The organism is Kitasatospora sp. NPDC087271 (assembly GCF_044744605.1).
In the GTDB taxonomy this organism is placed as follows: domain Bacteria; phylum Actinomycetota; class Actinomycetes; order Streptomycetales; family Streptomycetaceae; genus Kitasatospora.
Window position 1 is genome coordinate 96,791 of sequence record NZ_JBIUYQ010000019.1, and the last position, 24,499, is coordinate 121,289.

At 73.7% G+C, this 24,499-nt stretch carries 25 protein-coding genes; 12 read left to right on the top strand and 13 right to left on the bottom strand.

The window, feature by feature from the left end; translation table 11 throughout:
* Positions 1–42: 42 nt before the first annotated feature.
* Positions 43–1,395 (bottom strand): aldehyde dehydrogenase family protein, encoded by a 1,353-nt coding sequence (locus ACIO9K_RS27705; protein ID WP_400334128.1) that lies wholly within the window; start codon positions 1,393–1,395, stop codon positions 43–45.
* Positions 1,396–1,513: 118 nt separating this feature from the next.
* Here ACIO9K_RS27705 and ACIO9K_RS27710 point away from each other — a divergent pair, with 118 nt between their 5' ends.
* Entirely contained in the window at positions 1,514–1,963 is a 450-nt protein-coding gene (locus tag ACIO9K_RS27710; protein ID WP_400334002.1) for a MarR family winged helix-turn-helix transcriptional regulator, read from the top strand.
* A gap of 37 nt (positions 1,964–2,000) precedes the next feature.
* On the opposite strand, the gene ACIO9K_RS27715 is transcribed toward ACIO9K_RS27710, so the two are convergent.
* On the bottom strand, positions 2,001–3,350 hold the full coding sequence (locus ACIO9K_RS27715) for an erythromycin esterase family protein (protein ID WP_400334005.1): 1,350 nt from the start codon (positions 3,348–3,350) through the stop codon (positions 2,001–2,003).
* A 386-nt stretch (positions 3,351–3,736) separates the two neighbouring features.
* On the opposite strand from ACIO9K_RS27715, the gene ACIO9K_RS27720 reads away from it, so the two are divergent.
* Positions 3,737–4,399 carry a DUF6461 domain-containing protein gene (locus ACIO9K_RS27720; RefSeq protein WP_363624548.1) on the top strand — a complete coding sequence of 221 codons (663 nt, stop codon included), beginning with the start codon at positions 3,737–3,739 and terminating at the stop codon, positions 4,397–4,399.
* A 70-nt stretch (positions 4,400–4,469) separates the two neighbouring features.
* Here ACIO9K_RS27720 and ACIO9K_RS27725 read toward each other — a convergent pair whose 3' ends face one another.
* The 3 genes from ACIO9K_RS27725 to ACIO9K_RS27735 are packed head-to-tail and all read right to left on the bottom strand — an operon-like array spanning position 4,470 to position 6,627.
* Complete coding sequence (locus tag ACIO9K_RS27725; RefSeq protein WP_400334009.1) at positions 4,470–4,976, bottom strand: GNAT family N-acetyltransferase; 507 nt, start codon at positions 4,974–4,976, stop codon at positions 4,470–4,472.
* A gap of 59 nt (positions 4,977–5,035) precedes the next feature.
* Entirely contained in the window at positions 5,036–6,259 is a 1,224-nt protein-coding gene (locus ACIO9K_RS27730; protein WP_400334012.1) for an RNA polymerase sigma factor, read from the bottom strand.
* On the bottom strand, positions 6,256–6,627 hold the full coding sequence (locus tag ACIO9K_RS27735) for a YciI family protein (RefSeq protein WP_350883944.1): 372 nt from the start codon (positions 6,625–6,627) through the stop codon (positions 6,256–6,258). Before ACIO9K_RS27735 ends, ACIO9K_RS27730 begins: the two co-directional genes overlap by 4 nt.
* Before the next feature lie 310 nt (positions 6,628–6,937).
* On the opposite strand from ACIO9K_RS27735, the gene ACIO9K_RS27740 reads away from it, so the two are divergent.
* Positions 6,938–7,858, top strand: a complete 921-nt coding sequence (locus ACIO9K_RS27740; RefSeq protein WP_400334016.1) for a polysaccharide lyase — start codon at positions 6,938–6,940, stop codon at positions 7,856–7,858.
* 3 nt (positions 7,859–7,861) lie between these two features.
* On the opposite strand, the gene ACIO9K_RS27745 is transcribed toward ACIO9K_RS27740, so the two are convergent.
* From ACIO9K_RS27745 to ACIO9K_RS27760, 4 genes are all read right to left on the bottom strand, one after another.
* A complete protein-coding gene (locus ACIO9K_RS27745) occupies positions 7,862–8,266 on the bottom strand; it encodes a hypothetical protein (RefSeq protein WP_400334020.1) in 405 nt (134 codons plus the stop codon).
* 110 nt (positions 8,267–8,376) lie between these two features.
* The gene (locus ACIO9K_RS27750) at positions 8,377–10,203 is read right to left on the bottom strand and encodes an Ig domain-containing protein (protein ID WP_400334023.1); all 1,827 of its coding nucleotides are present in this window, start codon (positions 10,201–10,203) and stop codon (positions 8,377–8,379) included.
* A gap of 489 nt (positions 10,204–10,692) precedes the next feature.
* The gene (locus tag ACIO9K_RS27755) at positions 10,693–11,298 is read right to left on the bottom strand and encodes an HAAS signaling domain-containing protein (RefSeq protein ID WP_400334026.1); all 606 of its coding nucleotides are present in this window, start codon (positions 11,296–11,298) and stop codon (positions 10,693–10,695) included.
* Entirely contained in the window at positions 11,295–11,675 is a 381-nt protein-coding gene (locus tag ACIO9K_RS27760; RefSeq protein WP_363624535.1) for a PadR family transcriptional regulator, read from the bottom strand. The genes ACIO9K_RS27755 and ACIO9K_RS27760 overlap by 4 nt, the downstream gene beginning before the upstream one ends.
* Positions 11,676–11,937: 262 nt before the next feature.
* Here ACIO9K_RS27760 and ACIO9K_RS27765 point away from each other — a divergent pair, with 262 nt between their 5' ends.
* From ACIO9K_RS27765 to ACIO9K_RS27785, 5 genes are all read left to right on the top strand, one after another.
* The gene (locus ACIO9K_RS27765) at positions 11,938–13,533 is read left to right on the top strand and encodes an alpha/beta fold hydrolase (RefSeq protein WP_400334029.1); all 1,596 of its coding nucleotides are present in this window, start codon (positions 11,938–11,940) and stop codon (positions 13,531–13,533) included.
* Positions 13,534–13,549: 16 nt separating this feature from the next.
* On the top strand, positions 13,550–14,209 hold the full coding sequence (locus tag ACIO9K_RS27770) for a DsbA family protein (protein ID WP_400334032.1): 660 nt from the start codon (positions 13,550–13,552) through the stop codon (positions 14,207–14,209).
* Positions 14,210–14,324: 115 nt separating this feature from the next.
* Complete coding sequence (gene ftsH / locus ACIO9K_RS27775; RefSeq protein WP_363585800.1) at positions 14,325–16,241, top strand: ATP-dependent zinc metalloprotease FtsH; 1,917 nt, start codon at positions 14,325–14,327, stop codon at positions 16,239–16,241.
* 110 nt (positions 16,242–16,351) lie between these two features.
* Positions 16,352–17,185 carry an ammonia-dependent NAD(+) synthetase gene (gene nadE / locus ACIO9K_RS27780; protein ID WP_363624527.1) on the top strand — a complete coding sequence of 278 codons (834 nt, stop codon included), beginning with the start codon at positions 16,352–16,354 and terminating at the stop codon, positions 17,183–17,185.
* 120 nt (positions 17,186–17,305) lie between these two features.
* Positions 17,306–17,776 (top strand): SAM-dependent methyltransferase, encoded by a 471-nt coding sequence (locus ACIO9K_RS27785; protein WP_400334131.1) that lies wholly within the window; start codon positions 17,306–17,308, stop codon positions 17,774–17,776.
* 117 nt (positions 17,777–17,893) lie between these two features.
* Here ACIO9K_RS27785 and ACIO9K_RS27790 read toward each other — a convergent pair whose 3' ends face one another.
* A complete protein-coding gene (locus tag ACIO9K_RS27790) occupies positions 17,894–18,637 on the bottom strand; it encodes a hypothetical protein (RefSeq protein ID WP_363624525.1) in 744 nt (247 codons plus the stop codon).
* Between the two features lie 168 nt (positions 18,638–18,805).
* Here ACIO9K_RS27790 and ACIO9K_RS27795 point away from each other — a divergent pair, with 168 nt between their 5' ends.
* Positions 18,806–18,961 (top strand): hypothetical protein, encoded by a 156-nt coding sequence (locus ACIO9K_RS27795; RefSeq protein WP_400334038.1) that lies wholly within the window; start codon positions 18,806–18,808, stop codon positions 18,959–18,961.
* A 64-nt stretch (positions 18,962–19,025) separates the two neighbouring features.
* Here ACIO9K_RS27795 and ACIO9K_RS27800 read toward each other — a convergent pair whose 3' ends face one another.
* From ACIO9K_RS27800 to ACIO9K_RS27810, 3 genes are all read right to left on the bottom strand, one after another.
* On the bottom strand, positions 19,026–20,726 hold the full coding sequence (locus ACIO9K_RS27800; RefSeq protein WP_400334041.1) for a DUF885 domain-containing protein: 1,701 nt from the start codon (positions 20,724–20,726) through the stop codon (positions 19,026–19,028).
* A gap of 152 nt (positions 20,727–20,878) precedes the next feature.
* Positions 20,879–21,820 carry an SDR family oxidoreductase gene (locus tag ACIO9K_RS27805; RefSeq protein ID WP_400334044.1) on the bottom strand — a complete coding sequence of 314 codons (942 nt, stop codon included), beginning with the start codon at positions 21,818–21,820 and terminating at the stop codon, positions 20,879–20,881.
* Between the two features lie 121 nt (positions 21,821–21,941).
* The gene (locus ACIO9K_RS27810; protein ID WP_363624519.1) at positions 21,942–22,370 is read right to left on the bottom strand and encodes a DUF5997 family protein; all 429 of its coding nucleotides are present in this window, start codon (positions 22,368–22,370) and stop codon (positions 21,942–21,944) included.
* 67 nt (positions 22,371–22,437) lie between these two features.
* Between ACIO9K_RS27810 and ACIO9K_RS27815 the strand changes: the two genes are divergently transcribed.
* The 3 genes from ACIO9K_RS27815 (at position 22,438) to ACIO9K_RS27825 (ending at position 24,499) form a co-directional block, all read left to right on the top strand.
* Entirely contained in the window at positions 22,438–23,238 is an 801-nt protein-coding gene (locus tag ACIO9K_RS27815; protein ID WP_400334134.1) for a LysR family substrate-binding domain-containing protein, read from the top strand.
* Positions 23,239–23,345: 107 nt separating this feature from the next.
* On the top strand, positions 23,346–23,927 hold the full coding sequence (locus ACIO9K_RS27820) for a YetF domain-containing protein (RefSeq protein WP_363624516.1): 582 nt from the start codon (positions 23,346–23,348) through the stop codon (positions 23,925–23,927).
* 113 nt (positions 23,928–24,040) lie between these two features.
* The gene (locus tag ACIO9K_RS27825) at positions 24,041–24,499 is read left to right on the top strand and encodes a hypothetical protein (protein ID WP_363585791.1); all 459 of its coding nucleotides are present in this window, start codon (positions 24,041–24,043) and stop codon (positions 24,497–24,499) included.

The following is a 24,499-nucleotide window of genomic DNA, read 5'->3' on the forward strand; positions in this document are numbered from 1 at the left end:
GGTGGCGGGGAGGGGGGGAAACGATCGGACGAGGGGGAGCGGTCAGGCGAGGGGCTTGTCGACGACGGCCTTGGCGTGGCTGAAGGTGTCGAGGGAGTACTCGCCGTGGTAGCGGCCCATGCCGCTCTCGCCGACGCCGCCGAACGGCAGCTCGGGCATGGCGAGGTGGGAGACCGGCAGCCCGAAGGAGAGCGCGCCGGAGGAGGTCTCCTCGGTCAGCCGCTGCTTGGTGTGCGCGGACTCGGTGAAGGCGTAGAGGGCGAGCGGCTTGTCGCGCTCGTTGATGAAGGCGATCGCCGCGTCGAGGTCGGGCACGGAGACGACGGGGAGGATCGGGCCGAAGATCTCCGCCCGCATCACGGGGGCCTCGGGGGAGACGTCGGCGAGGACGGTCGGGGCGAGGTAGCGGTCGGCGCGGTCGTGGGTGCCGCCGGTGACGGTCCGACCGTCGCCGAGCAGCGCGGTGAGCCGGTCGAAGTGGCGCTCGTTGACGATCCGGCCGTACCCGTCGCCGGTCGCCGGGTCGTCCCCGTACAGCTCCCGGACGGCGTCGGCGAGGTGCGCCTCCAGCGCGGGCGCGCTCTCGCCGATGGCGAGGACGTAGTCGGGGGCGACGCAGGTCTGGCCGGCGTTGAGGAACTTGCCCCGGGCGATCCGCCGGGCGGTGACCGCGAGGTCGACGCCGGGTTCGACCACCACCGGGCTCTTGCCGCCGAGTTCCAGGGTGACCGGGGTCAGGTGCCGGGCGGCGGCCGCCATGACGATCCGGCCGACGGCGCCGTTGCCGGTGTAGAAGATGTGGTCGAAGCGCTGCTCCAGCAGCGCGGTGGTCTCCGGGACGGCGCCCTCGACGACCGCGACGGCCGCCGGGTCGAGGTAGCGCGGGAGCAGTCGGGCGAGCGCGGCGGAGGTCGCGGGGGCGAGCTCGCTGGGCTTGAGGACGGCCGCGTTCCCGGCGGCCAGTGCACCGACCAGCGGGGACAGGGCGAGCTGGAGCGGGTAGTTCCAGGGCGCGATGATCAGGACCACGCCGAGCGGGTCGCGCACCACGCGGGCCGCGGCGGGCTGGAAGAACTCGGGCACGGCGGCGGGCTTCGGCCGCAGCCACTGCTCCAGGTGGGTGACGGTGTGGTCGAGCTCGTTGAGCGTGAAGCCGATCTCGGTGCGGAAGGCCTCGGCGGTGCTCTTGCCGAGGTCCTCGTGCAGGGCCTGGAGGAACGCCTCGGACTGCTCGGTGAGCAGCGAGCGCAGTGCTGCCAGCTGGGCCTGGCGCCAGGCGAGCGGCTTGGTCCGGCCGGTGTCGAAGGTGGCGCGCAGGCGGGTGACCGTGGCGGCGGCGGTCTCCGGGGCGGCTTCGGTAGCGGCATCCGGGGTGGCGGCGGGGGTGTGGTTCATGAGGGTCTCGCGGTCCTTCCAGCTGCCTTGAGGTCGTCGATGGTTTATGACCTCAAGCATTCTTGGACGGTAAACCTCAATGGTTGAGGGTGTCAAGCAATGTGCCTATGCTCGAACCGTGCACCAGAACTCCCACCCGGACCCACCGGCCACGCCGGGCGAGCTGATGGATCAGCTCGCCCGGGTGGCCGCGGCCTACTACCGCCACTTCGCCTCCGCCGCGGCCGGGCACGGGCTGACCCTGATGCAGGGCAAGACCCTCAGCCTGCTCACCCGGCCGCGCTCGATGCGCGCCCTCGCCGGTCTGCTGTCCTGTGACGCCTCCAACGTCACCGGCATCGTCGACCGGCTGGAGGGCCGCGACCTGGTCCGCCGCGAGACCGACCCCGCCGACCGCCGGGTCAAGAGCATCGCCCTGACCGACCGGGGCGAGCAGACCGTCCGGCTGATCCGGGCCGACCTGATGTCCGGCCTGACCGCGCTGGAACAGCTCTCCGCTCAGGACCGGGCCGCCCTGGGCGCGCTGCTGGACCGGGCGTTCCCCGAGACGGCGGCCCCGCCGGCCTGAGGCCGGGCCGCCGATCCGGGGCGGGGCCGGAGCCCGGTCAGAGCTTCCCGGCCTCGTGGACCTGGTGGAGGTGGACGAGGACGTCGTGGGCCCGCCCGAGGGCGACGGAGGGCAGCGGGTCCTTCGTGAACGTGGACCCGGCCTCGTAGACGGGGCGGGCGGTGTCCAGCCAGTCGCGGACCACGCGCGGGGCGGTGCGCAGGTCGACGTAGTAGTCCTGGCGGCGGACCTGGTCCAGGGTGTACTCGTTCATGCCGGGCGTGGCCGGGGGCACGGTGTTCTTCTCCCAGTCGGTGTCGAGGGCGGCGCCCATGGTGAGGAAGGAGCCCCGGTCGAAGGTGAACCCGATGTTCATGTACTCCGGGCCGAAGGTGTCGCGCAGGATCGCGCCCTGCGTCCTGGGGTACATCTCGGGATCGCTGGCCAGGTAGCCGACGTGCCCGTTGTGGGCCGAGAGCAGCATCCGGTCGCCGGTGCGGCGCTGCCACCACGCGGTGTTGTCGGCCATGGCCTGGTCGCGGATGACCTCCGCGGCGTTCACCGAGGCCGGGTCGGTGAGTTCGAAGGTGGCGAAGGCGAAGGTCTGGGCGATGATGCGGGCGTGCTGCACGGCCCAGTCGTACTCCTCGCCGCCGTTGCCCCTGGCGGCGGTGACCAGGTCCAGCGCCTGCTGCGCCTTGGCGGCGTTCTCCTTCCGCTCGGCCACCGGCCGCTTCAGGTAGCCGACGGTGTCGTCGAGCGGGCGCAGGCCCGCGTACAGCCCGTCCACGCGCGCCAGGGCCGAGGGGTCGGCCTTGCGCAGGTAGGCGTCGACCCGGGCGAAGACCTCCTCGCCGAGCTTGGGGGCGCCGACGTCGTCGCCCATGAAGTGGACCGGGCGCTCCGGGTGCTGGCGGTTGTACTCGCGCATCCAGCTGATCAGGTCCACGAACTCCTGGCGCTCCCAAGGCGACTGGCCCAGCTCGTCCTTGACGATCTGCCGGGCGTCGCCCTTGCCGTCCTGGAGGAACTTGTCGATCTTCAGGCCCGCCGACCAGCTCATCTCCAGGGCGAAGGTGGTGAAGCCCTTCTCCTGGACCAGGTAGCGGAAGACCCGCTGCTTCATGGTGAAGAACTCGTGCGAGCCGTGCGTGGCCTCGCCGAGGCCCACCACCTTGGCGTCCCCGACCATCGCGCCGAGCGCCCGCAGGTCGCTGGTGCTGCCGCCGGGCTCGGTCGACCGCAGCGGGTGCGCGGACCGCTCCAACGCGCGGACCACCGTGCTCCGTTGGCCGTCCGCCGCAGGGGCGGCGGAGGCCACCGGGGCCAGCAGGGCGGTGCCGGCGGCCGCCACCGTCACCGCGATGAGTCCGCGTCGGCCGACCGTTCGCCTGTTCGCCGTGGTCATGATCTCTCCTCAGTTTTCTTGTCCCGAAAGCTCGGTGAGAAGATCATCGTTCGCGGCGGGGGTGCGGCGCGCTGGGGCCGACCGCCGGGTTCCTCGGGGGGATAACCCCCGACCTGCGTCGATGCGGGCTCCGCCGGATGGGGCGGACAGGACACTGAGGGGGCCTCTGGCCAGGCTCCCATAAGGTCATGCTCCGCCCGGCCGGGGCCTTGGGAACGGGCCCCGGCAGCCGGACGGAACGACCGGAGGACAGCCCGGCAGGGCGTCAGTCAGTGGCAGGGCCACGACCACCGGAGACCCGGTTACCACTATCAGTGTCAGTGGCGTCCGTTAGGGTGCGGACCGGCGGCCCGGCCACGCGGGCCGGCGCGAGGTGAGGGGGCGTCATGACGGACGGTAGCGAAGGGGCGGGGGGCGAGGAGGGCATCCGGTGGCTCGCGGACGCCGGGTGCTCCGTCGACGGCGTCCTGTTCGCCCGGGGGATACCGCCGCAGGAGCTCGCCCGCCGGATGGGCGCCGATCCGGCCGCCGCGGCCGGGCCGCTCAGCGGCACCGAGGTGTGGGACCTCGACATCGAGGTGTTCCGCCCGAGCGACGACGGCGACGGCGTGATCCGGGTCGGCGAGTCCGGTGACTGGTCCTTCGCGGTCGAGTACGGCGACTCCACCGGCGGCGAACGGCTCACCGAGATAGCGCGCGACGGGGTCGAGGTGGTCCACTTCCGCCCGATGCCGGACCACCCGCCCGCGCTGCTCGACTACGCCCGCGACGGCGCCGTGCTGTGCGGGTTCGGCCTCGCCGAGGAGCGCTGGCGCTGGGGCCGGGAGCCCGACCTGCTGGTCCCCGAGCTGGTCGCCGCGGGCGTCCTGGCGCCCGACGGGATCACCCGCGGCCCCGGGGGCGATCCGCCCGTGGCCGTGCGCCGCCGCACCCTCGGCGTGGTCGGGCGGCGGTTCGGGCTGAGCCTGCCCCGGGCCGTCCTCGGCGAGCTGCGGCTGCCGGCGTACGCGGTGCGGGGCAGGCCGGGGATGGAGCCGCAGGGCAGTTGAGCCCTGGCGCTGGAACCACGGGGCCGCTGAGGCCGGCGGCGGAACTGCCGGGCCGTCGAGCTGCGGCGGGTCAGGCGGCCCGGTCGAGCGGCTTGACGAGGAAGACGCAGGGATCCTCGACGTCGTGGTCCACCCCCTGCCAGTCCGTGTAGGACCAGCGGTCGACGTAGCGGACCACCGGACGGTACCCGAGCCGGGCGTACAGCGCCGCGGCCCGGGGATTGTCGTGCTCGTCGACACCAAGACCGATCCGCCCGGCGCCTCCGGCGTGGGCCAGCCGCTCGGCGTGACCGATGAGCGCGGTGCCGAAGCCGGTGCCCCGCAGCGGCTCGGCGACGGACAGGCCGTTGATCTCCGGGCAGTCCGGCACGGCGAGTCGGACCTCGGCGGCGGCGCACCCGTTCCAGCGGACCTCGCTGCTTCCGACCGGGATGCCGTCACGCCAGGCGATCAGGTAGGTGCTGCGGCCGGCCGTCTGGCGGGCGAAGCGCTGCGCGTGGAACGACGTCCGGAAGGGCGACGGCAGGTGGGTGTCCAGCAGGGTGACGTCGGCGGAGCGGCACTCGGTGATGAGCATGGTCATCAGGGTCCCGCGCCGGCCGGTCCGACGCCACGGGTTTTGGGCGCGGCGGAAGGTCAGGACCCCGGGGCCTGTCTCGTTCGGCTCGCCCGGGCCTCCAGGTAGCGCCGCTCGGCGAGGCTGGCGGTGGCCTTCGCGGCGCGCCGGTAGTGCTCGTGGGCGCCGGCCGGGTCGCCGGCCTTCTCCAGCAGGTGCGCCCGGACGGACAGCAGCCGGTGGTGCCCGGCCATCCGCCCGTCACCGTCCAGGGCGGACAGCAGGGCCAGTCCGGCGGCCGGGCCGTCGGTCTCGGCGAGCGCGATCGCCCGGTTGAGGGTGACCATCGGGTTGGGCGCGATCCGTTCCAGGATCAGGTAGAGGGCGTGCACCTGGGGCCAGTTGGTCTCCTCGGCGGTGGCCGCGTCGGCGTGCGTGGCCGCGATGGCGGCCTGCAACTGGTAGGGCCCCAGGGTCGGGCCGGCCAGCGCCGCCTCGACCAGTGCGACGCCCTCGTCGATCAGCGCCCGGTCCCAGGTCTTGCGGTCCTGCTCGTCCAGCGGCACCAGGTCGCCGGCCGGGGTGGTCCGCGCCTCCCGGCGCGCGTGGGTCAGCAGCATCAGTGCGAGCAGCCCGGTGACCTCGTCGTCCCCGGGCAACTGCGCGTGCACCGTCCTGGTCAACCGGATCGCCTCGCGCGCGAGGTCGGGGCGGTGCAACTCCGGTCCGGAGGTGGCGGTGTAGCCCTCGTTGAAGATCAGGTAGAGCACGTGCAGCACGACCCGCAGCCGTTCCTCGCGCTCCGCGCCGTCCGGCAGGGCGAACGAGCTGCCGGCGGCCCTGATGCGCTGCTTGGCCCGGCTGATCCTGGCCGCCATGGTGGCCTCCGGCACCAGGAACGCGCGGGCGATCTCGGCGGTGGTCAGACCGCCGACCGCCCGCAGCGTCAGGGCGGTCCGGGAGGCCGCGGTGAGCGTCGGATGGCAGCACAGGAACAGCAGGACGAGCGTGTCGTCGGTGTCCGGCACCTCCGGCGGCACCACCTCGGCGGCCGTCGCCGACTCCCGTTCGCGGCGCGCGCGGTCGCGGCGCAGCTGGTCGATGAGCCGCCGGGCGGCGACGGTCACCAGCCAGCCGTGCGGATTGTCGGGCATGCCCTCGGACGGCCACTGCACGGTGGCGGCGAGGACGGCCTCCTGGACGGCGTCCTCGCACCCTTCGAACCGGCCGTACCGGCGAACCAAGGTGCCGAGGACCTGCGGCGTGAGCGCACGCAGCAGGTCCTCGAAGTCCGGTGCTGTCATGCCTCCAAGTGTCCGTCGGCGAACATCACCTGCCGCACCTCGACCCCCAGGCCCTCGATCGCGGTGTCCGGGATCAGCGCCGCCAGCGCGATCGCCCGCTCCTTGTCCTCGCAGTCGATCAGGTAGAAGCCGCCCAGGTACTCCTTGGCCTCCAGGAACGGGCCGTCGGTCACCACCGGCTGGCCGTTGCGGACGGTCACCACGGCGGCCTGGGCCGGATCGGCCAGTGCCTGGGTGGTGATCAGCTCTCCGGACGCCTTCAGCGCCTCGATGAACTCGCCGTGGCCGTGGCCGATCGCCGCCTTCTCCTCGTCGGTCAGCGCGTCCATCACGGCCGGGTTGATGTGCAGGCTGATCAGGAACTTCATCTCGTGCTCCTCGTGCTCCTCGTGGTTCGCGGGCCCGGCTGGGCTCCTCGACCGGTGGTCGGAGCCGTCGCCGCGGTCTTGACGTCCTCCGCCGGACGTTCGGAGGAATCTTCGCGGCCGGATCGCCACCTCGCACCTCGCACATCTCCGCATGGCCCGCATCGGGAGGGCCGGGGGCCGGGAACCGTCCCGCCGTCACCCGGGAGTGTGATGGTCACGTCACCTCGGGCGCCGCTACTGTGACCCGGTGGCGGAGCGTCACATGGAGCGGGCGGGCCGTCCCGGCCCGGTCCTGTCAGGAGGGGCAGTCATGAAAAGCACTCGTCGTGTGTTCGGAGCGGCGCTCGCAGCCGTCGCCCTGGCCGCCTGCGCCCCGTCGACGTCGCCCGCCGCGGCCTCGATCGCCGCGCCGGCCGCCTCGGGGTCCGAGCGAGTCGGGGGAGCCGCGCCGGCCGCGGTGGCGAGCGGGAAGGCGGCCTGGACCGGCCAGTTCCGCGGTTACGGGACGGACCAGTGGAAGCACGCCTGGGGCGCGGTCGACCAGGGGACGTGGGGCGGTTCGGACCTGAGCGCGGTCGACGACGCGGCCGCTCCCGGGGGCGGCTCGGCGCTCCAGGTCACCTACGGCGCCGGGTCCTCCTCCAACCAGTGCACCGACTGCCCGAACCCGGGCGGCGGCCAGTTCTACACGGATCTGACCACCCTGGGCCTGTCCGCCCTGGCCCAGGGCCAGACGCTGGACCTGAAGTACTCCCTCAAGTTCCCGGCCGGCCGGGACTGGGGCAAGGCGGGGAAGCTGCCCGGGCTGTACGGCGGCAAGATCGGCGAGGAGTCGGGCGGCAACCACGGCGCGGGCTGGTCGACGCGCTACATGTGGCGCGGCGCCAAGGGCGTGCCGGACAACGGCGAGGTCTACCTCTACACCCCGACCAACTCCGGTCCGACCGGCTACGGGGTGGACGAGGGGCTCGGTGACTGGCGGTTCCAGGCCGACGGCGCGTGGCACAGCGTCGAGCAGCTGGTCGACCGCGGCACCGGGGACGTCACCGTCTGGTACGACGGCCGCCAGGTCTACGCGGCGCGCGGGGTGGCCTCGGGCATCGGCAGGATCCCCTTCGGCGGCGTGTTCTTCTCCACCTTCTACGGTGGCCACGACACCAGTTGGGGCCCGGCGAGCACCCAGCGCGCCTACTTCGCGGACTTCTCGCTGTCCGCCGGCGTCCAGCACTGACCGTCAGCCGACGGTCACCGTCACGGTGAAGGCCCGCTGCCCGGGCGGGCAGGCCAGCGCCTCGCCGCAGGTGGTGCGGTGGGCGGAGAGACGGGCGGTGCCGGGGGCGGCGGCGAGGAAGCCCGCGGTGACCTGGCCGCAGCCGCCGCCCGGCCGGCAGGAGGGGGCGGGGATGGTCGCGGTGGCGGTCGGACGCAGCGTCCGCGGGCTGTCGCCGGCGGCCGGGGACCAGTAGGTGCTGTGCAGCTCGACCCGGATGACGGTGCCGGGTGCCACCCGCACGGTCGTGCCGTCGGCGTGCTCGTCGAGGACCAGGGCGGGCGGGCCCGGCGTGGTGGGGCCGGTGTTCGACGAGCAGCCGGCCGCCAGGGCGAGCAGGGCCGCCGCCGCGAGCGTTCGCACGGTCACGGCTCTCCTCCTTCACGGGGTGCGGGGCGCAGCGGTGCCGGGGCGCGGTGCCGCCGGGGCGGGCCGTGGTGGCCCGCCCCGGCGGCGTCAGGGGCGTGGACGGGCGGTGGTCAGGAGACGGTCACGTCGTCGTAGTAGGTGTAGGTCGGGTCGCCCGGGTAGTTGTCGTCCACGTTGGTGAGGGTGAGCGTGTAGCTGTGGCCCGGGGTGACGGTGCCGGAGGCGGACTTCCAGCCGAGGCCGCTGGTGCAGGTCTTGGCGAGCACCGTGGTCGTGGTGTTGGTGGTGTTGTCCTTGAGGGTGGCGGTCGCCCAGTCGTAGGTGACGGTGTCCGGGCAGGTGACGTCGTACCAGAAGGCGACCTTGCTGCTGCCGGCCGGGGCGGTGAAGGTCTGGCCGGCCGTGGACGTGGTGGTGGGGCCGGTGGAGCCGAGCATCGCACCGTAGCCGCCGGTGTGCTTGGCGGCGCTGGCGGCGGCGGCGCTGCCGGTGGAGGTCCAGCCGCTCAGGGTGCCGGTCTCGAAGCCGCCGTTGGTGAGGCCGCCGCCGCCCGCGGAGGTGACGGTCCAGCCGAAGGCGGCGGAGCCGGAGGCGCCGGTGGCGTCCTTGGCGGTGACCGTGACGCTCGCCGTGCCGGCGGTGGTCGGGGTGCCGCTGATCAGGCCGGAGGCGGAGATGGACAGGCCGGCCGGCAGGCCGCTCGCCGTGTAGGTGAGGGTCTGGCCGGAGGCGCTGTCGGTCGCCGCGATCTGGAGGCTGACGGCCTTGCCGGTGGTGCCGGCCTGGGCGCCAGGGTTGGTGACGGTGACGGTGTTGCCGGTCGTGCCGCCGACGATCGGGTGGGACATCTCGCAGCCGCCCGCACCGCTGTTGAAGTCGTTCGCCCAGGTCGACTGCATGGCGAAGCTGCCGGTGGTGAAGCCGACGTTCGCCGACGCGCCCTGGCCGCTGCTGACCCAGGCGCACTTGTCGCCGTTCTCGGCGCCGCTGCTGTCGGTCCAGCCGCCGGCCGGGTTCTGGTCGGTGATGGTCTCGGCGTACTCGTGGCCCTCGACGATGGTGACGCCGTCCAGGGTGCCGGCCGTCCCCGCGTTGACGAAGCCCTGGCCGCAGCCGGAGCCCGCGTCGGTCACGTACGGCAGGTTGGTGAAGGCCAGTTCGCCGTACGGGGAGGAGACGGCGCCGCCGGTGAGCGTGGTGTCGCCGGTGTAGTCGTGCCAGGCGCAGAAGTTGCCGGACGCGGTGTTGAAGCCGTCGGGGGTGGTGCCGGTGGGGGAGACGACGACGTACTGGTCGTTCCGGTTGGCCGCGGCCGTGGTGTTGCCGAAGTGGCCGGACGCCTTGACCGCCTCGGCGCCGATCTGGTTGCCGGTCGCGGAGGCGGGCGCCGCGGCGGAGGTGTCCACCCAGACGCCGGCGAGCGCGCCGCCGGTGGGGTAGGCGACGTGCGCGGAGCTGCCCGGGCAGGTCTGGGAGCCGGTGGCGACGCCCTCGCAGTACTGCGTCATGACGCCGGACCAGAGTTCGCCGCCCGCGCCGATGCCCTTGAACAGCTGCTGGAGGCGCGGGGCCATGCCCTTGGCGTCGCCGCTGAGCGTGGTGTTGCCGTTGGCGTCGGTGCCGGAGCTGCCCCACTGGGAGCCCCAGAACACCAGGTAGACGTGCTCCGGTCCGGTGGTCACGCCGATGCTCGGACTGCCCGCCCCGCCACCGTAGTTGAGGTTGTTGGCGGAGGTGGCGCTCGGTGCGGCCTGGTGGCCGCGCAGCGGGACGGCGCCGTGCCGGTACGGGTGGTTCGCCGACGCCGCGGGGTGCGCGGCGTCGTCGGGCTGCGCCTGGGCGGGTGCCGCGGTGAAGCCGGCCGCCGCGAGGGCGAGCGCGGCGACGCCGGTGAGCGCCGCCCGTCCGGCGTGACGGAACGTGGGGGTTCGGCCCATGTGAGGGTTGCCTCTCTCATGCCGACCGCCCGGGCACCGGTGGGTGACGGGTGGTCGCGAAGGACAGGGAGAGGCCGGAGGCGGTGGAACGCCTGGATGACCCGCCGCACAACGGATCACCGGGGGGAAACAGGCCCGCCTCGGCCGCCGAGAAGCAAAGCAGCCGCCGGAGAACTGGGTCAACGAGCCTGACGGTAAAGTGAGTTGCCTTGATTCCCGCGTAATGGAAAAGCCCCCAGATCGAGGGGGCGGCGGTTCGGATTCTCCGAGCCCGCACACTGTATGCGGGTTTCCGTTAACCGTATGAACGGCCTTGGCCAAAAACGGATTTGATGGTGAGAAACAGGTAAGACATTAGTCGCCGGGCAGGCACGCGTGCAAGCGCGAGCCTCCGACGTGTGGAGACCGCCTCCCTTGCATGTGGGGGGGCGGTCTCCAACATCACCAGGGGGGGCTGGCGAAACGTCGGTGTTGATTGATGAAGCCGGTTCAGGCCATGAGCGCGGCGTTGCGCAGCCGGGCGGCGGACCGGGCCAGGAAGAACGCCGCGAGCAGGGCGGGGCAGAAGCCCACCGCGCAGGCGGCGAGGACGGCTGCCGCGGTCAGGCCGACCGGGGACACGACGGCGGCGGCGATGCCGGCCAGCGGAGTGACCAGGACGGGGGAGAGCAGCAGCAGGGCCGCCAGCCGCTTCTCCCGGCGGCTCCACTGCGTGGACCGCCAGACCCTGCTCGCGGCGATGACGGCGGCGGCCAGCGCGAGCGGGGGCCCGACGACCGGGACGAACGACAGCGGAACCGGCAGCACCGCGAAGACCAGGGTGCGGACGGTGCGGCCGCGGCTCTCCGGCTCCGGTCGGGCGCCGCCCTCCTCGTCGAGCGCGGCGTCGGCGATCTGCCGGGGGTTGCCCAGCTGCTCCAGGACCCGCCGGACGGCGGCCTCGTCGGCGGGGTCGCACTCGGCGAGCGAGACCTCGACGTGCTCGCGCAGGTCCGCGAGCAGTTCGCGGCGGCGCTCCTCGGGCAGCGGGGCGGTGTACCGGGCGACCGCGTCCAGGTGGGCGCGGACCAGGGGGTGCTCGATGGGGTTGTTCACGGGTTCTCTCCCGGGGCCAGGACGTGGTCGACGGTTTCGCGGAAGGCGGGCCACAGCGTGGTGAACTCCTCCAGTGCGCTGCGGCCGGTGTCGGTGAGGGTGTAGTACCGGCGGGACGGGCCGCTGGCCGAGTCGCGCAGGAAGGTGTCGGCGAGGCCGGCCCGGCGCAGCCGGGACAGCAGGGGGTAGATGGTGCCCTGGCTGGTCGCCAGCATCGGGAACCGGCCGAGTTCCTGCAGCAGCTCCACCCCGTACCGGGGGCCGTCCCGCAGCAGGGCCAGGACGCAGTACTCCAGCACGCCCTTGCGCAGTTGCGTCGCCACCGGCCCGTCGGCCGCACCGGCGTCGCCGTCGTGGTGTGTGATGCCAGGTACCATGCGATGCAAGATAGCATGCGACGCCAGGTAGTGGGCGATCCGGACGCTGCCGGCCGCCGAGGGCCGCGGGAGCGGGGGTCACCTCACCCGGACGGCGGGTGGCAGCCGGACCGGCGCACGCCCCTCCACCGGGCCTTCCGACGGGCGCGACCGCCCCACCGCCCCTAGGGTCTGTGGTGCGTTGACCGTGCCGAGCGCCGGGGCGCACGCCGCCCCGCCGTACGCCGGGGCGTGCCCGGTAACCCGAGAGGTGGACCGCTCCATGCACACCGTCGTCCGCGGCGCCGGCGCTTTCGGCCTGGCCGCGCTGCTGCTCGCCTCCGCCACCGGCTGCCAGGGCGACGCCCGCTCCGCCGTCGAGCCCGCGCCGACCTCCCCGGCCTCCCCGGCCGGCTCGCCCGGTTCGCCCGCCGCGTCCGCGACCGGACTCGCGGCCCAGCGGCTCGACTGGCAGGCCTGCCCGGCCCCCAGCCCCGCGCAGGGCAGCGGCACCGCGCCCGCCGGTGACTGGCAGTGCGCCACCCTCAAGGCGCCGCTCGACCACGGCAAGCCGGACGGCCCGACCATCGACCTGGCCATGATCCGGAGCCGGGCGAAGGACGAGAAGCACCGGATCGGCTCGCTGCTGTTCAACTTCGGCGGCCCCGGCGCCTCCGGCGTCGCCACGCTGCCCGCCCTCGCCGCCGACTACGCCTCCCTCAACGCCCGCTACGACCTGGTGAGCTTCGACCCCCGTGGGGTCGGCGCCAGCGCCGGGGTGAGCTGCCTGGACGACAAGGCGATGGACACCAGCCTGGAAATCGACAACACCCCCGGGACCCCCGACGCGGTGAAGGCGCTGGACGCCAGCAACGCGCAGTTCACCGCCGCCTGCGAGCACAACTCCGGTCCGGTGCTGCCCTACGTGGACACCGAGAGCGCCGCCCGCGACCTCGACCTGATGCGGCAGGTGCTCGGCGACCAGAAGCTCTTCTACTTCGGCATCAGCTACGGCACCCAGCTCGGCGGCGTCTACGCGCACCTGTTCCCGCAGGAGGTCGGTCGGATCGTCCTGGACTCGGTCGTCGACCCGACGAAGGACCCGCAGCAGGCCGCGCTCGGCCAGGCCCAGGGCTTCCAGCTCGCGTTCGACAACTTCATGAAGGCCTGCGCCGCCGAGGAGGCCGCCGCCTGCCCGACGGGTGCCGGCGGTGTCGAGGGCACGGCGGCGGTCACGGCGCTGCTGCAGAAGCTGGAGCAGTCCCCGCTGCCCACCACCAGCGGGCGGCAGCTCACCGAGACCCTGGCCGTCACCGGGATCGCCGCGGCCCTGTACAGCGAGGAGACCTGGCCCGTCCTGGCCGCCGGGCTCACCGAGGCGATGCAGCAGGGCACCGGCAACACACTGCTCCAGCTCTCCGACGCGATGTTCGGGCGCGACCCGCAGGGGCGCTACACCAACCTGAGCGCCGCCAACCGGGCGATCAACTGCGTGGACGCCCGGCAGCGCTACTCCGACCAGGACGTCGAACAGCAGCTGCCGCAGTTCCGCACCGCCTCCCCGGTGTTCGGTCCCTACTCCGCCTGGGGCCTGACGAGCTGCACCGGCTGGCCGGTGCCGGGCAAGGCCGACCACCCGGACGTCTCCGCCGCCGGCGCGGCCCCGATCCTGGTGGTCGGCACCACCGGCGACCCGGCCACCCCGGTCGAGGGCGCCCACGCGATGGCGCAGCAGCTCGGCCCGGGCGTCGGCGTCAACATCACCCTCCAAGGTGAGGGCCACGGCGGCTACAACACCGGCGACCCGTGCCTGAAGCAGGCCGTGGACGCCTACCTGCTGGACGGCACCGTGCCGGCCGACGGGAAGACCTGCAGCTGAGAAGTGGCCCACCACGATGGTGATCGATTGGCCCTGGAAAGCGGTCCACTCGGCGCCTAGGCTCTTCACCGTGACCACCAAAGTCGATTTCTACTTCGATCCGATCTGCCCGTTCGCCTGGATCACCTCCCGGTGGATCCTGGAGGTCGAGCGCCACCGCGAGCTCGACCTCACGTTCCGGGTGATGAGCCTGTCCGTCCTCAACGAGGGCCGCACCGACCTGCCCGAGCGCTACCAGCGCCTGATGACCACCGGCTGGGGCCCCGTCCGGGTCTGCATCGCCGCCGCCGAACAGCACGGCGAGCACGTGCTGCGCGACCTGTACACCGAACTCGGCACCCGCCTGCACGACCAGGACCGGCCCGCCGACGACGCCGTCATCCGGGAGGCCCTGGTCGCGGCCGGACTGCCGGAGGAACTCGCCGCCGCGGCCGACAGCACGGCGTACGACGTCGCGCTGCGCAAGAGCCACCACGAGGGCATGGACCCGGTCGGCGAGGAGGTCGGCACGCCGACCATCCACGTCGACGGCGTCGCCTTCTTCGGCCCGGTGCTGAGCGCCATCCCGCGCGGCGAGGACGCCGTCCGGGTCTTCGAAGGGGTGCGGCTGCTGGCCAGCTACCCGAACTTCTTCGAGCTCAAGCGGACCCGGACCGGCTCGCTCGACTTCTCCTGACGGCGCCGCCGGCCCCCGCGCCGGGGCCGACCGGTTCGTCCTGAACCTCCCGTCCGGGCCCTTCTCCCCCCACCATGGAGAGGAGGGCCCGGCGGCGGAGAGGCGGTGAGCGTGGATGATCACCCGAATCCGGCTGCGCGCTGCCCGCCACCCCGCGACCCCGCCGCCCCCGGGCAGGGGCCCCGAGCGGCCCCGCACCCCCGGCGGCCCTCCGCCGCCCAAGCCGCCCGCGCCCGCGATGCGCCGCTGGCTGCTGCCCGTCGCCGTCCTGGTGACCCTGCTGCTCCTCATCCTGTTCTCGCGCTCCGGCTCGACCGGCGCCAGCTACGGCTACACCGACTTCCTCAACCGGGTCGGCGCCGGGCAGGTGAAGACCGTGGACATCACCGACACCGGCGGGGTCACCGGCACCCTCAAGGACGGCACGCACTTCACCAGCCAGATCCCGACCGCCCTGGACACCTCCCAGCTCAGCGGCGAGCTGGCCGGTCAGCACGTCGACGTCACCGCCAGCCGCAGCGGCGGCAGCTCGATCTGGTCCACGCTGCTGCTGTTCCTGCCGCTGCTGCTCTTCGGCGGGCTGTTCCTGTGGTCCGGCCGGATGGCCGCCCGCTCGCTCGGCGGCGGCCTGAGTGCCATCGGGCGCTCCCGCGCCAAGATCATCGAGGCCGAGCGGCCCGCCACCCGCTTCGCCGACGTCGCCGGGTACGAGGGCGTCAAGCAGGAGGTCAGCGAGGTGGTCGACTTCCTGCGCAGCCCCGAACGCTACGCCGCCGCCGGCGCCAAGGGCCCGCGCGGGGTGATCATGGTCGGCCCGCCCGGCACCGGAAAGACCCTGCTCGCCAGGGCCGTCGCCGGAGAGGCCGAGGTGCCCTTCCTCTCCGTGACCGGCTCCGGCTTCGTCGAGATGTTCGTCGGCGTCGGCGCCTCCCGCGTCCGCGACCTCTTCGACGAGGCCCGCAAACGCGCGCCGTCCATCATCTTCATCGACGAGATCGACGCCGTCGGCGGGCGCCGCGCGGGCGGCACCCGGCTCGGCGGCAACGACGAGCGCGAACAGACCCTCAACCAGCTGCTCTCCGAGATGGACGGCTTCGACCCGACCACCGGCATCGTCGTCATCGCCGCCACCAACCGCCCGGACGCCCTCGACCCGGCCCTGCTGCGCCCCGGCCGGTTCGACCGCCAGGTCACCGTCCCGCTGCCCAACCAGGCGGAACGGGCCGCGATCCTCGCCGTCCACGTCCGCGGCAAGACCCTCGCCCCCGATGCCGACCTGAACCGCATCGCCCGCGGCACACCCGGCTTCTCCGGCGCCGACCTCGCCAACCTGGTCAACGAGGCCGCCATCAACGCCGTCCGCGCCGACCGCGCCACCCTCACCGCAGACGACCTCGACACCGCCCGCGACCGCGTCCTGCTCGGCCGCCGGGACTCCTCCAACGCGCTGCTGCCCGAGGAGCGCCACGCCGTCGCCGTCCACGAGTCCGGGCACGCCCTGACCGCCGCGCTGTGCGAACACGCCGACCCCGTCGCCAAGGTGACCATCCTCCCGGCCGGCGTCTCCCTCGGCGCGACCGAACAACTCCCCGAAGCGGAACGCCACCTGTACACCGAGGGCTACCTGATCGACCTGATCACCGTCCAACTCGGCGGGCGGGCAGCCGAGCTGGTGGTCTTCGGCGAGGGTTCCACCGGCGCCGCCAACGACCTCGCCCACGCCACCGGCGTCGCCACCCGGATGGTCCGCGAATTCGGCCTCTCCCCGGAACTCGGCCCGGTCGGCTACTCCAGCGGCTCCCCGAACTACCTCGGCGACGGCCCCGAGGACCTGTTCCGCCGCCCGTACTCCGAGCAGACCCAGCGCGCCGTCGACGAGGCGGTGGCCCGCCTGCTGCGCCGCGCCGAACGCCGCGCCGTCGACCTGCTCCGCGAACACCGCCACCACCTCGACGAACTGGCCGCCCTGCTGGTCGCCCAGGAGACCGTCGACGGCGCCGTCGTCCTCGACATCCTGCGGCACCCCGCGTAGGCGCTCGCCCCGGCCAGCCGCGGCACCGACACCACCTCGTCGAACGCGTCGAACCCGCTGGTAGCGTCCAGGGCGGGCACCCACCGTGTCACCTTCACCCGGGAGTCGATATGACCGAAACCCTGTCCGCCGACCTCCAGCGGGAGATCGCCCGCACCCTACGGGTGGCCCCCGTCCCCAGCCCCGAGCAGGAGGCCGAGCGCCGGGCCGACTTCCTCGCCGACCAGCTCCGGGCGGCCGGCGCCCGCACACTGGTGCTCGGCATCAGCGGCGGCGTCGACTCCACCACCGCCGGGCGGCTCTGCCAGCTCGCCGTCGACCGGTTGCGCGCCGCCGGACACCAGGCCGAGTTCTGCGCCATGCGGCTGCCCTACGGCACCCAGGCGGACGAGGCGGACGCCCGCCGCGCACTCGACTTCATCCAGCCGGACCGGACCCTGACCGTCGACATCAGGCCCGCGACCGACGCCGCCCTCGACGCGCTGGCGTCCGCCGGCCTCACCTTCGCCGACCGCTCCCACGAGGACTTCGTCCGCGGCAACGTCAAGGCCCGCCAGCGGATGGTGGCCCAGTACGCGGTCGCGGGCGCCACCGGCGGCCTGGTCGTCGGCACCGACCACGCCGCCGAGGCGGCCGTCGGCTTCTTCACCAAGTACGGTGACGGCGCCGCCGACGTGATGCCCCTGGACGGACTGACGAAGCGTCAGGTCCGCTCCCTGGCCGAGGCCTTGGGGGCTCCGGCGGACCTCGTCCACAAGACCCCCACCGCCGACCTGGAGAACCTCGCCCCCGGCCGCCCCGACGAGGACGCCCTCGGCGTCCCCTACGAGGCCCTGGACGACTTCCTGGAGGAGCGGCCGGTGAGCGAGGAGGTCTTCCGCACCGTCCTCGGCCACTACCGCCGCACCGAGCACAAGCGCCGCCCGCCCGCCACCCCGGCGTAGGGCGTGCCTTCAGGCCGGGTGGGGACACCACCGTCGGCAGCCCCCGGTGACGACCCGGGCGGGGGCGTGGTTACGTACGGGGAACAGGCTTCGACATCGAAGGGGGACGGCGTGGACGAGGTGACATCGCGTCCGGTGGCATGGGTGGTCGGCGGTCGGGAGGACGTCCGGGACGACGGCTGGGGGAGCGTCGGGGCGGTGATCCGGGTGGACGGCGCGCAGTTCGGCGAGGAGGCGCTGTACGGGCTGGCGGACTTCTCGCACCTGGAGATCGTGTACCACTTCGACCGGGTGCCGGCCGACAGGGTGGAGACCGGTGCCCGGCGCCCGCGCGGCAACCCGGACTGGCCGCTGGTCGGCATCTTCGCCCAGCGCGGCAAGAACCGCCCCAACCGGCTCGGCGTCTCGCGCTGCCGACTGGTCCGGGTGGAGGGCCTGGACCTGCACGTGACCGGGCTGGACGCGGTGGCCGGCACGCCGGTGCTCGACATCAAGCCCTACCTGGCCGAGTTCGGCCCGCGCGGAGAGGTCCGTCAGCCCGTCTGGTCGGCCGAGCTGATGCGCGCCTACTACGTCGCCGAGACGGACTGACGCACGGACGGGTCGGCGCCGGTCGGGGTGAGGAGTTCACGCCGGGGAGGTCGCGGACGCCCTGGTGGGCCGCGCCGGCACCCCCGCCGACGTCGCCGAGACGGGCCCCAGGGGCGGTCAGTCCCCGTCGGTGTCGGCGGCCGGGGTGGGGGAGCCGCCGGACTTGATGCCGAGTTTGGCCTCGGCTGTGGTCCAGTCGGTGGCGATGGCCTGCTGGGCGGCGGCGAGGGTGGCCTGGCCCTTGCAGATCGCGGTGTGCAGGTGCGTCTCCACCGAGTCCTTGGGGTTGTTGGGGCCCTTGCCCGGGACATGGCCGGGGGAGGGCGGCTGCACCCACAGGTTGCGCGGGTCGTTGGGGTCGCCGCCGAGTTGCAGGCTGATCAGGTGGTCGTACTCGGCGTCGCCCATCGGGCCGGTGTAGCCGTAGGACTTGGCGTTCTCGGCCTTCTCCTTGCCGGTGATGTTTGCCGGCGGGCGGATCGTCGAGGTGTAGCCGCCCGGTTTGCAGATGGTGTCGTTGATGTTGCCCTGGTTGACCGCCGGGCTGATCGCGCCCGGGGTGCACTTCGGGTCGGGCAGCGGCTGCTTGTCCGCGGTGTAGCGGTACGTGCAGCTGCCCGGCGCGGGCTGCGGCTGGACGTCGTAGGAGCTCTTCGGGCCGGCGCCGGTGACGATCGCCGCCGGGGCGGGCGGCGCTCCGGCGGCTGCGGCGTCGGCTGCGGGCGGGGCGCCGGCGGCGGAAGAGGCCGGGCCGTGTCCGGCCGGCCGGGCAGTGTGGCCGCCGCCGGACGAGCAGCCTGAGGCTGCGGCGAGCAGGGCGGCCACGGCTATGGCCAGGGCGGCGCGGGCGGGAGCCGGCACGGGTTCCTCCAGATCGGGGCGGTGGGGCGCGGGGCGGGCCGACGGACCTGCCGGTTGCCGCGCCAGCGGACACTACCGCCTGGAGGGGCCGAAGGGGTGACGGCACGTCCGGGCGCGGGAGGACCGCTCAGGGCGTGCGGAATCGTCGACCGGTACGGTCCCTGGGCCGTGCGCCTGGGCAGCCGAGGCGGCCGGGTTCTCGGCTACGACGCCGTCCAGCGGAAGTTCGCCGGTGCGGTGACCCTGACCGGCTACGAGGTGGCCGAGGTGTACCTGGTCGGGCCCAAGGGCGACGGCTCGTCCCTCCGGGTGGTCGGCTTCTGACCGCGGTGCCGCTGCGGGGCTGAACCCGGCCCCGCAGCGGTGGGCCCCACTGCGTCGACGGGCCCTACCGCGTCGCGATCCAGTCCGTGACCAGCGTGTCCAGCACTCCCAGCGGCAGGCTGCCGTGCCCGATCAGCTGGTGGTGGAACTCCCGGATGTCGAACCGGGCGCCCAGCGACGCCTGCGCGCGCTCGCGGTGCCGGACGATCTCCCGGCGGCCGATCAGGTACGCGGTCGCCTGGCCCGGCCAGGCGAGGTAGCGGTCGATCTCGTTGCGGACGTTGGCCTCGGTGGTGGCCGTGTTGTCCCGCATGAAGGCGATCGCCCGCTCCCGGGACCAGCCGTAGTGGTGCAGCCCGGTGTCCACGACCAGGCGCACGGCCCGCAGCGCGTCGAGCGACAGCATGCCGAAGCGGGAGAGGTCCGAGCTGTACAGCCCCATCTCGTCCGCGAGCCGCTCGGTGTACAGGCCCCAGCCCTCGACGTGGGCGGTCAGCTGGCCGCTCGGCCGGCGCCGGAACTCCGGCAGGTGGTGCAGCGTCTGGGCGACGGCGATCTGCAGGTGGTGCCCGGGCACGCTCTCGTGGAAGGCGATCGCCTCGTACTCGTACCTGAACCTGGTCTGCGGGCGCAGCGTGTTGATCCAGTGGGTGCCGGGCAGGCCGCCCGGGCCCGGCGGCTGGTAGTAGGCCAGTGGCCCGGTCTCCGCCTCGATCGGGTCGATCTCCCGGGTCACGCAGTCGGCGATCGGGTAGGCCCGGAAGTAGTCGGCCGAGGCGCGGCGGGCGCGCTCCAGCGCCTCGTCGACCAGGGTGATGATCTCCTCGGCGCTGTCGAAGCGCAGCGCGCGGTCCTCCCGCAGCGCGGCCAGCACGGCGTCGGGGGCGGTGATGCCGAGCACCTTGCCGCCCAGCTCGGCGAACTCCGCGCGCAGCTGCGCCAGGGTGTCCAGGCCGATCCGGTGGACCTCCTCCGGGGTGAGCCCGGGCCGGGTGTAGCGCGTGACGGCGTCGGCGTAGCCCTCGGTGCCGCCGGGCACGTGGCAGACCCCGGCCCGGTCGTCCGGCCGGGCGTCCGCGGCCAGCCGCTGGGCCAGGCCGGCCCGGTAGCGGGCCACAGCCGGGCGCACGCCGTCGCGGACGATCACCTGGCCCCGGTCGAACTCCGGGCGGCCGTGCAGTGCGCGCAGCAGCTGGTTGTCGTCCGGGCCGGTGACCAGGTACGCGTCGAGCTGGTCGAGGGCGGCGTCGACGCCGCTGCGCAGTGGCGTGCGGCCCTCGGCCGCGGCGTCCAGGTGGAGCTGCAGGGCGGCGTCGAAGTAGCCCGGCAGGCCGGCCAGCCGCTCCAGGTACGCGTCGGCGCCCTCCTGGTCGACGGAGGTCATGGCGAGCGAGGTGAAGGCCTCGTTCTGCGGCGCGGTGATGGTCGCCGAGATGCTGAAGTCGCCCAGCCCGTGGGTGATCCGGCCGGTGCCGTTGTCGATCAGCCGCCCGAGCACGCGGTGGGTGACCAGGTCCTCGCCGGCCAGCGCGTCCACCGGGATCGCGGCCAGTCGCGTCCCGAAGCCCGCCAGCGCGTCCCGGTGGCGCAGCGCGGCCGCGCGGGACGGGTCGGGCACCTCGTGGGCGTAGCCCTCGACCCCGCTCAGCGTCGCGTCGAACGGGGCGTGGGCGTTCTCGGCGGCGAAGTACTCCTCGGCCAGGGCGGCGAGTGCGGTGGGGGCGGTGAGCGCGGCGGGTCCGTCGTGGTGCGGTTGGTCGGTCATGCGCGCTCCCCGGTCCGGTGTGGTCAGAGTGACGGGGGTTGCCTGGGCGCCCCGGTGGCGCCGATTATTCGGAGTCGGCGGCGGCGCGGTCAATACGCGGCGCGGGGAAAGCGGTTCTCCCCGGCGCCCGGTGCGCCGCCGCCGACGCCCCGTCAGCGGTAGCCCTCCGGCGCGGCCGGCTTGCCCGCGTCCTGCACCTCGACCAGGTAGCGCCAGCAGTCCGGCCGGCTGCCGTCGCGGTCGGTGAAGCCGTACTCCAGGGCCAGCTGCCCGCTGGACACAGACCCGCCGTTCCAGCGGGAGACCTCGGGGTCGGCGGCGAGGGCGGCGACCGCCCGGCCGACGAAGTACGGGCTCTCGGAGATGCCGAAGTGCGGCTCCCGGGCCACGGCGTCGCGCCAGTTCTCCTCGGTGACCCCGAAGTGGCCCAGCATGATCTCCGAGCGCATCCAGCCGGGCGTGAGCGCCAGGGCGGTGGCGCCGCGCGGGCCCAGCTCGTGGCCGAGAGCGAAGGCCATCCGCAGCACGGAGGCCTTGGCGAGGTCGTAGAAGAACGAGTTGCGGTAGGTGTCGCGGTTGTACTCGGCGGTGCCGTCGGTCATCTCGACGACCAGGCCGCCCGGGCGGCGCAGCAGCAGCGGGAGGGCGTGGTGGCTGGTGACGGCGTGCGTCTCCACCGCGAGGCGGAGCAGCCGCAGGCCGTCGTCCAGGTCGTGCTCCCAGACCGGGACGTTCCAGCCGAACAGGTTCTCGCCGCCCCAGATGTCGTTCACCAGGACGTCCAGCCGGCCCTGCTCGGCGTCGATCCGCTGCACCAGGGCGGCCACCTGGGACGGGACCAGGTGGTCGGTCGGCACCGCGATGCCCAGGCCGCCGGCCGCGGTGACCAGGTCCGCAGTGTCCTCGATGGTCTCCGGCCGGTCGTACTCCGAGCGCTTCTCGCGGGTGCTGCGCCCGGTCACGTACACCGTCGCCCCGGCGGCGCCCAGCTCCACCGCGATGCCCCGCCCGGCCCCCCGGGTCGCCCCCGCGACCAGGGCGATCCGACCGTCCAGCACTCCCGCCGCCCCTGTTTCCCCTGCTGTCTGTGCCATCCGCAAGCTCCCTGTCCGCATGTCCGCCGACGACTGTGCCGACGCCCGTGGAACGGACGTCGGCACCAGCCTTGCGCAGGGGTCTGACAATCGGGCCCGGCCGGCGGCCGGAGCGCGCGGGTCAGCCGGCCTTGGCGGCCTTGGCAGCCTTGGCGGCAAGCGCCGCGGCGTCCTTCTCCTGCTTCTCCTTGATCCGGGCGGCCTCCTTGCGGACGTCCACCTGGTTGGCGCGCTCGTGCTGCAGCCAGAGCGGGTTCTCGGCCTTGACGGCCTCGATCTGCTCGGTGGTGAGCGCCTCGGTCACGCCGCCGCGGGCCAGGCCGGCGATGGAGACGCCGAGCTTGGCGGCGACCACCGGGCGAGGGTGCGGGCCGTTCTGGCGCAGCTCCTGGAGCCACTGCGGCGGGTCGGCCTGAAGCGCGTTGAGCTCCTCGCGGGAGACCACACCCTCCTGGAAGCCGGTCGGCGCCGCGTCGAGGTAGATCCCCAGCTTCTTGGCGGCGGTGGCCGGCTTCATGGTCTGGCTGGTCTTCTGCTTGAGCGATGTCATGGTGACAAGGGTAAGGGAGTGCGCGGGCGCTCCCGGTCACGGTCGGTAGCCTTGCCCTGTGACAGACATGCAGGTGAACCCGTCCTTCCGGCTCGCGTACGTCCCGGGCGTGACCCCCGGCAAATGGGTCCGGGTGTGGTCCGAGCGGCTCCCGGACGTGCCGCTCGACCTCCTCGCCGTCCCGGCCGGGGACGGCGAGGCGACCCTGCGCGAGGGCACCGCGGACGCCGGGCTCGTCCGGCTGCCCGTCGACCGGGACGTGCTCAGCGCGATCCCGCTCTACGCCGAGACCACCGTCGTGGTCTTCCCCAAGGACCACTGGCTCGCGGCCGCCGAGGAGGTCGCGCTCGGCGACCTCGCGGAGGAGGTGGTGTTCCACCCGCTCGACGACACCCTCGGCTGGCCGGGCGGGCTGCCCGGCCGCCCGGCGATCGAGCGCCCGGCGAGCACCGCCGACGCCGTCGAGCTGGTCGCGGCCAACGTCGGCGTGCTGCTGGTGCCGCAGTCGCTGGCCCGGCTGCACCACCGCAAGGACCTCACCTTCCGGCCGGTCGCCGAGGCGCCGCAGTCCCAGGTGGCGCTCGCCTGGCTGGAGGAGCGCACGACGGACCTGGTCGAGGAGTTCATCGGCATCGTCCGGGGCCGCACGGTCAACAGCTCGCGCGGGCGCGGCGCCCAGCCGGCGGCCGAGCCCCAGAAGGCCGCGGCGCCGCGCAAGTCCCAGCCGCAGAAGGGCGGCCAGCAGAAGTCCGGCCAGCAGAAGGCGGGTCAGCACAAGGGCGGCCAGCAGAAGGGCCGGCCGAAGCCCGCGGCGGGCGGCCGGGGTGCGGCCGCCGCCAAGCGCGGCAAACCGAAGCGCCGCTCCTAGTCGGAAGCCCGGGTTCGTCCGGGTGCTGGCCGGGGCCCGGCGGGGCGCGTACCGTCGGGCCCGGGCGCTGCCGCCCCGTCCGGCCGAGGGGTTGAAGGAGCGGGGCCATGTGGCACGACCTGGTGATCGTCCAGATTCCGATCGTGGAGAAGATCCTCCGCACGATCGCGGTCTACGCCCTGATCCTGATCCTGTTCCGGATCGCGGGGAAGCGCGGGCTGGCGGGCCTGAACACCTTCGACATGGTGGTCGTCTTCCTGCTGTCCAACGTGGTGCAGAACGCGATCATCGGCAATGACAACAGCCTGCTCGGCGGCGCCATCGGCGCGGTCACCCTGATCGCGGTGAACGCCGCCGTCACCCGCTGGCTGGCCCACGACCCTCGTGCCGCCCGGCTGTTGGAGGGCACCCCGACCACCGTGGTGCGCGACGGCAAGCTCGTCCCGGGCGCACTGCGCGGGCTGGCGCTGCGCGCGTCCGAGATCGAGCACGCCGTCCGCGTCCAGAACGGCGACACCATCCGCGACGTCGCGGTCGGGCGGCTGGAGCCCGACGGCCAGCTGGTGATCAGCCTCAAGCCCGCCGAGCAGAGCGCCACCCGCGGCGACGTCGAGGACCTGCACCGACGGCTGGAGGCCATCGAGCGGCTGCTCACCACCCTGGCGGCCGACCGGCGCAGCGAGGACTGACCCGGCGGCCACCCCAGAGGTCTGGGATGGGAACGGCCGCACCCGGCCCGGCAGGATCGGCGTAGACCACTTCCGTCCACACTCGCCGGACCGCCGTCCGGCCGGAGGAACGCATGCTGCGCAGACTCTCCTGGATCCCGGCCCTGACGGCCGTCCTGCTCGCCCTGGTGGCCGGGCCGACGGCCGGCACGGCATCCGCCGCGACCGAACGTGAATTCCTCCAGGGCTACGGGCAGTTGGTGCCGCTGCCGGCCCCGGTGACGCCGGCGCAGCAATGCGTCGAGCGGAGGCTGTTCCTGGACGCCGGCACGTACGCCTGGAGCTTCGGCACGCCGGGCGGCAACGTGCCGTCCCAGGACGTCCAGCTCTCCTCGGGCTGGTTCCGCTGGACGATCTGCGTGTACCCGCGGGCGTCCGTCTACGGCGCGACCACCTGGCTCGACCCGGAGACCCCCGGCCAGCCGCACCTGGAGCGGACCACCAGCTTCGACGTCACCTTCGCCTACACCTACACGTGGGACTCCATGCTCTACCGCTGGCAGGGCGTCCCCCGCCCGCCGCGCACCATGTGA